The 5,551-nt window shown below is 57.4% G+C and carries 9 protein-coding genes; 8 read left to right on the forward strand and 1 reads right to left on the reverse strand.

Annotated features, from left to right (window positions below):
- The first annotated feature begins 116 nt into the window (after window positions 1-116).
- The 5 genes from FEF26_RS14975 (at window position 117) to FEF26_RS14995 (ending at window position 2,908) form a co-directional block, all read left to right on the forward strand.
- Complete coding sequence (locus FEF26_RS14975; protein ID WP_138254342.1) at window positions 117-416, forward strand: pore-forming ESAT-6 family protein; 300 nt, start codon at window positions 117-119, stop codon at window positions 414-416.
- A gap of 27 nt (window positions 417-443) precedes the next feature.
- Window positions 444-782 carry a DUF6507 family protein gene (locus FEF26_RS14980; protein ID WP_138254343.1) on the forward strand — a complete coding sequence of 113 codons (339 nt, stop codon included), beginning with the start codon at window positions 444-446 and terminating at the stop codon, window positions 780-782.
- On the forward strand, window positions 782-1,978 hold the full coding sequence (locus FEF26_RS14985) for a hypothetical protein (RefSeq protein ID WP_138254344.1): 1,197 nt from the start codon (window positions 782-784) through the stop codon (window positions 1,976-1,978). The genes FEF26_RS14980 and FEF26_RS14985 overlap by 1 nt, the downstream gene beginning before the upstream one ends.
- 6 nt (window positions 1,979-1,984) lie before the next feature.
- On the forward strand, window positions 1,985-2,338 hold the full coding sequence (locus FEF26_RS14990) for a hypothetical protein (RefSeq protein ID WP_138254345.1): 354 nt from the start codon (window positions 1,985-1,987) through the stop codon (window positions 2,336-2,338).
- 111 nt (window positions 2,339-2,449) lie between these two features.
- Complete coding sequence (locus FEF26_RS14995) at window positions 2,450-2,908, forward strand: hypothetical protein (RefSeq protein WP_138254346.1); 459 nt, start codon at window positions 2,450-2,452, stop codon at window positions 2,906-2,908.
- On the opposite strand, the gene FEF26_RS15000 is transcribed toward FEF26_RS14995, so the two are convergent.
- Window positions 2,899-3,165, reverse strand: a complete 267-nt coding sequence (locus FEF26_RS15000; protein ID WP_138254347.1) for a hypothetical protein — start codon at window positions 3,163-3,165, stop codon at window positions 2,899-2,901. The genes FEF26_RS14995 and FEF26_RS15000 overlap by 10 nt on opposite strands.
- A 36-nt stretch (window positions 3,166-3,201) precedes the next feature.
- Between FEF26_RS15000 and FEF26_RS15005 the strand changes: the two genes are divergently transcribed.
- From FEF26_RS15005 to FEF26_RS15015, 3 genes are all read left to right on the forward strand, one after another.
- On the forward strand, window positions 3,202-3,663 hold the full coding sequence (locus FEF26_RS15005) for a hypothetical protein (RefSeq protein WP_138254348.1): 462 nt from the start codon (window positions 3,202-3,204) through the stop codon (window positions 3,661-3,663).
- Entirely contained in the window at window positions 3,653-4,189 is a 537-nt protein-coding gene (locus tag FEF26_RS15010) for a hypothetical protein (protein ID WP_138254349.1), read from the forward strand. Before FEF26_RS15005 ends, FEF26_RS15010 begins: the two co-directional genes overlap by 11 nt.
- Before the next feature lie 576 nt (window positions 4,190-4,765).
- Complete coding sequence (locus FEF26_RS15015; protein ID WP_138254350.1) at window positions 4,766-5,407, forward strand: hypothetical protein; 642 nt, start codon at window positions 4,766-4,768, stop codon at window positions 5,405-5,407.
- The last annotated feature ends 144 nt before the right edge of the window (window positions 5,408-5,551 follow it).

Below are 5,551 nucleotides of genomic sequence, written 5' to 3' on the forward strand. Positions count from 1 at the left end.
TCAAGGTGCGGCGAACTTTGATGCGGCCAGGTTCTCCTCAAGCCGTTAGGTCGCCTGCCTCTGAAGTGTGGGAACAATAAATCGAAGACGTGTTAAGGAGTTGGTTGGTCGTGTCTATGGATCGTATTTCTTTTGATACTGGTGTGTCCTCGCAGGTGCAATCAGATGTGGAGTCGATTGCTTCACGGTTGGAGTCGTTGATTGCTGAGCGGGATCAACAGGTCTCTGCCGCGTTATCGGACTTTCAGATGGATGGCGCTGATGCGGAGTACCAACAGGTGGAATCTCGGTGGCGCAACGCCTCCCATGAAGTGAAAAACATCATCACCCTGATCCGTCAGACCATGGCGGAAAACGACCAGACCGCGACCTCCACCCAATCACGAACCCGCTCAGCCATCGCCAACATCGGCTGAATCAGTCGGGAGGCAGGTCAAGAAGATATGAAGTTTGATATCCAGCAAGCTGGGGCCGCGGGAACTATCAGCTCTACGGACAGTTCGCAGGAATCAATCCGCGGGGATCTTGCGGCGGGCAACAACGCCGCCTCAGGGATTGTAAGCTCTCTGCGACACAGTGAGGTCGTCAGCAATGGCCTTGAGTCCCTACGCCTGGAAGTCCTGGAACCTTCAGGGGCGGATGTCCTTGCCCGGATTACAACAGCCACCTCATCAACTTCACAGGCCCTGGAAATCTACGGATCCGGGGATCAAGAGATGGCGCAACAGTCCAGATCCAACAGCAGTGGTGCCGCTGTCACTGATATCCCGGGGGTTCGCTGATGACTTCAGGGCTTTTCAACGTCGTCGAGCTAGACGACCCAGAGACGCTCGTTTCCGCTGCCAACACCATGTGGGAGTCTTACCTAGGAGCGGAAAGCTCGATGGGATATACCGCCCAATGCTGGTCGCCAATGGCTGAGCAGTATGTTGCCCCGGAGGCTCCTGTGGTCCACTCTGCGATGGACACCCCCCAAAATGAGGTCGGGGAATTAGCAGAAGCTGCGTTCTCTGCTCGGACCGCGTTACACACCTACGCTGCGACTTTGGAGGAGCTCCATCGCCAGCGAGCAACTCTGATCGCAGATATAGCAGACTTTGAGGCAAAGGATCACGAAAACGGGAGTGACTCTAGGGCAGACGTTGACGGCGCAATCGATGCCCTCCAGACGCGCTGCCACCAGCTGGCACAAGCTAAGGACCAGGCTCAGAATGACTGCGCTCAGGCGTTGAGGGGAATCACCACCACTGTCAGCGCAGTGCGCGGCAGCCAACACCCCGGCAACATCTACGCCAATGCAAATGAAGCAGATAGTCTTCCCAATCCCGGAGAGAGCTTCGCCTCTCCATCGAATTTGGCCGAGGGAGCTGGGCTGGCACCAGGAAGTGCCTTCGGGCACCCTGGCGCAGATGGTGCTTCCTGGGTAGCGGGAACTGGGCTGACTGCGGTGGGCATACATTCCAGTGTGATAACCCATACTCAAACTGGGCGTAGCGCAGGGGAGCGAAATGTTCCACGAAGATCAGGTGCGCGGGGCACTGCCAGCACTATCGCCCAGAGGACTGCACAGAATTATCGGCATGGTGCTATCGCCAACAACAATTCCCGCGTAGAGCGGCTGAACCACACAAGAGCCGAGGGCCGAGCCACAAACGCAGCTCGTGCAGGCGGCGTGCTCACGGGAGTCACGGCTGGGTTTTCTCAATGGAAAGAAGACTCTGCGCGCCACCCCGACATGGGAACCGGTGAACAGGCCACGCGTGCAGCCGTCTCAGGAGGAACCACGGCTGGGTTTGCAATGGCAGGGGCCAAAGGAGGTGCTGCTGCTGGTGCCGCGATCGGCTCCCTCGTAGGACCAGCGGGGACTGTCGTCGGCGGCGTCGTCGGCGGCGTCGTCGGCGGTATTGCGGGGTCCGAGGCGGGCTCTGCGATTGGGGACAGGGTCAACAACATAATGAGTTCGTTGTTCGGTGATTGAGAGATTATGACAGTTCCACTGGTGATGATTATTGGCGGTGCCGCCATCGGGATTTTCTTCCTGTGGTACACCCGAGTGAAGGTTGATGCCTGGTGGTACGGAACCTTAACCGGCGATATATACGTCCACCTTGTGCCGGCGGCCGGCATGCTCACTGCGATTGTCGGCGTTTTTGAGTTGCTCCAGGAGCTAGGCGTTGAGCCATCAAGAGTTTTTTTCGGAGTCCCGTTTCTTCTGGTCTTGGCGTGGTTCATGATCAGTGTGGTGACAGTGTTGTTTGCGTTGCCGAAGATTCCGTTTCTGCTGCCCCGTTGGATACGTGAGCGCAGACGTGAGGAGAAACGCCTGGCTCGTGAGTAAGTACCGTCTGGCCGTTGAGGCTGAATGTTGGATCCATGCAGATCAAAAGGGGGAAGGTCAAGTGATTTTGTGGCTGGGGCGGTGATACACGAAGTTTTTTCTCACCCGGATGTGCCCTTTGAACTGGCGTTGCCTGATTCCTGGGTGGTGGATGACAGTGCTCGCGGTGTGGGGGTCATCGTGGTTCGGGACAGTGAGCCCGGAGCCGAGGGCTTTCACTCCAACGTGGCTATTACTGCTGCTGATCTTGGGGATCGTGACGTGGATGTCGAGTCCTGTCTTGCCGATCAGCGTAAGATGGAGGCTGAATTCGTCGAGCAGCTCAGGGAATATCGTCTGCTTTTTCTGGGAACTGATGCATTTGGTCTTCCGCCAGTTCCGGCAGTGATGCGAGTGGCTTCCTATGTCACTGGTGAGGGGGTTGCGGTGATGATGCACCAGTATGCATTTCGCCGTCCTGGTGTGGAGCATTCAGTGACGTTCACGTTCGCTGCTCTGGATGCGCCTGTGTTGGGCCCCGGGGTATGGGGGACTGCGGAGGGAGCGCAATGGAGGGCCGATCATTCGTGATGAAGCAGAATGAAGAGCGCGAAGTCACCCACGAGCAGTTTCGGCGACTCATCCAGAGCTCGGAGACGCAGTCTTTTACGGTGGTTGCCGACGTGGATGGCCGCACTCTGGTCGTTGATGGCTGCCCTGAGCCGGATGCCGAGATCCTGTTGCGACCGCTGTTTCACCAGCGTGGTCGCATCACTGTTGATCGCTTCGATGGACAGGAGCCGGGTCGACTGGCCAGTGTCTGGCTTAGCCGGTACGGGCTCCTTCATGCACTTCCCTCACCCGTGGGAACAATGATCCTCAGGGTGGCACCCTATGAATCGCTCTACCGGATATTGATTGATTCAGCTGGCCTGCAAGATACACCTGCGCTGCCTGAAGTAGACCCGGTGGGAGTCGACCGCAACAATCTGGAGACCGAGAAATGGTCAGTGGAAGCGACGAAGCGCGAAGCTTGCACCCGAATCGTGCAGCGGTTGCCAGATCAGCTTGGCGAGGTAGCAGCAGCATTGAGAGCAGCGCAGGCCTCACTGGTAAACGTCGCCGCGGTCTGGGATTCACCGACCGGACCGCAACGCGGAAAAATGACCTGGATCTCAACACCAGCGGGGCTGCTGACCCATGAGGAGCAGCAGCGAGGTCTGCGCATCCGCCACGAACTGGATGCCGAGCATCCAGGTTGGATGTGGTTGCGGTTGATCGACAGACTGCCTAGGGCCAACGACCTACAATATTGGCAGCGGGAAGGTGAAACGGATGGAGCCTGAGGTGGTGCACGTACGTCGGGGCCAGTGGTGGGGCTCAGCTGCAGGGGCCGCGCTTGGGGCCGCGATTTTTCTCTTCGCTCTGCTGGGCATCCCGGCTGCGCTGTTTGATAACCCCTCGACTTGGATGACGTTGTTGTACTGGTTCAGCTGGGCCGGGCTGCCGGTCTGCGCCATCGGTGTGGCTTATATGCTCAGAGGTGCTCTGCTGCCTGAACATATACGAATCACCGACGAAGGAGTGTCCACACGCGCTTGGGAAATAGCGTGGACGGAAATTCTGGACATCTCTGTCGACGGTGACCCAGATCGGGCTGAGGCCCAAGTAGTGCTGCATGTCACCTCCGAAGCACATCAGCGGGAGAAATACGGGAACCGATGGCTTTCCGGACGCCCTCTCGGGCTGGGAGGCCTGCCAGCTATCGACCCCACATTAAGAACCCAACGCGGTATGGAATTGGCTCCGGGCGAACTGGCTAACTTGTTGGAAAGTCATCGTTCCGGGTCCTGCAGCAACCCGGCGCAGTGAACCTCAGATCTTTCGAATAACTGAGCCTAAAACCCACAAAATCATGGGACTAGAAGGACGACCTTAGGAACCTGGCTCTGAAAGGGAGAGCTGCCGTTGATTATTTTTATCGTTGTAATGCAAGTTTTTGCATTATTGTGTTTCTTCCTGTGGTGGCAGAGTTGGAGTGGGAAGAGCACAACCTGGCTTGAGGGCCGGGGTCGGGGGTGGCGGCCGTTGTTCTTCCTCTTCGGCGGCTTCTTCCTGCAAGGCTTTGTTCTTGCTGCATTGGTGTTTCCTTCTGCTCAGGGGTCTGCGCCGGTTGACTCGGACTGGTTGCGGCTGTTGCTGGTAGTCATGTGGTTTGTAGCGTGCCCGGTCATTCTGTTCGGCATGTTCTTCTGGTGGCCACGATTCATGCTGCCAGGCTGGATCCGAGAACGGCTACATGCTGGAGACCCAGTAAAGACCGCGCATCCGATCCCGGAAGTCCAGCATCTAATGACCAAACCACAAAACACCCAACTGAAGACTTCCTTTGCCGACGCTGCCCATCCTCAGGCGGGCCACCGCACTGGAGAGGATTCAGCAGCGCCGATGCCTTCCCCAACCGAGCAAAACTCCAGTGCGGAAGCAGTGTCTGGGTATCGGCAATCCCGTACTTCCAGGCGTTCAGCTGGAATCCCAGAGCTTCCGGTGGTGTTCAAAGTCGCCACCGGACGCTGGTGGTTTGGTGGGATCATCGGCATCATCAGCGCTGTAGTGCTCACCGCTGCAATACTAGGTGTCCCCTCAGCCGCATTTGAGGACGCTTCCGGGCTGATGCCCCTCTACCGGGCGCTGGCAGTTATTGGCGCTCCCCTTGCTGCCCTGGCAGGTCTCTACCTACTACGGGGAGCATTGCGCCCAGAGCATGTGACGATCTCACCAGAGGGCGTATCAACCCGTCACTGGACACTGCACTGGAAAGAAATCGAAGATCTCCACATCAAAGGAGACCCCACATCACATAAGGGCCGGGTCCAACTGCGGGTCACCGATTCCGCATTCACCAGGGAAGGGCCAAACAATCGGTGGCTATCCGGTAGACCCTTCGGCGTGGGAGGCATGATCAATAAAGAGCCAATCATCCAACTACAACCCGGCCTCAAGACCCCACCCATGCACATCGCCGAACTAATCCAGACCCTACGAACTAGCACTGGCACTACGTCTTTGAATTCGCGTCAGAGGCGCTAAGCACATGGACACGTGCTGCGATGCTACGTGGCCCCGTACGGGCGAATACACATTCGAAGGGCACGCGATGTTATGGAGATTCTCAGGTTTTGTGGGGCTTTCCTGAGGTTTTCTATGAGGGCATAAGAAATGTTCGACAACTAT

Source organism: Nesterenkonia salmonea, assembly GCF_005771525.1.
In the GTDB taxonomy this organism is placed as follows: domain Bacteria; phylum Actinomycetota; class Actinomycetes; order Actinomycetales; family Micrococcaceae; genus Nesterenkonia; species Nesterenkonia salmonea.

What these genes read in the sequence shown, in the direction of transcription:
- FEF26_RS14990 (WP_138254345.1), top strand. Translation starts at nt 1,985, where the DNA reads ATGACAGTTCCACTGGTGATGATTATTGGCGGTGCCGCCATCGGGATT.
- FEF26_RS15010 (WP_138254349.1), top strand. Translation starts at nt 3,653, where the DNA reads ATGGAGCCTGAGGTGGTGCACGTACGTCGGGGCCAGTGGTGGGGCTCA.
- FEF26_RS15015 (WP_138254350.1), top strand. Translation starts at nt 4,766, where the DNA reads ATGCCTTCCCCAACCGAGCAAAACTCCAGTGCGGAAGCAGTGTCTGGG.
- FEF26_RS14975 (WP_138254342.1), top strand. Translation starts at nt 117, where the DNA reads ATGGATCGTATTTCTTTTGATACTGGTGTGTCCTCGCAGGTGCAATCA.
- FEF26_RS15000 (WP_138254347.1), bottom strand. Translation starts at nt 3,165, where the DNA reads ATGAAGGAGCCCGTACCGGCTAAGCCAGACACTGGCCAGTCGACCCGG.
- FEF26_RS14980 (WP_138254343.1), top strand. Translation starts at nt 444, where the DNA reads ATGAAGTTTGATATCCAGCAAGCTGGGGCCGCGGGAACTATCAGCTCT.
- FEF26_RS14985 (WP_138254344.1), top strand. Translation starts at nt 782, where the DNA reads ATGACTTCAGGGCTTTTCAACGTCGTCGAGCTAGACGACCCAGAGACG.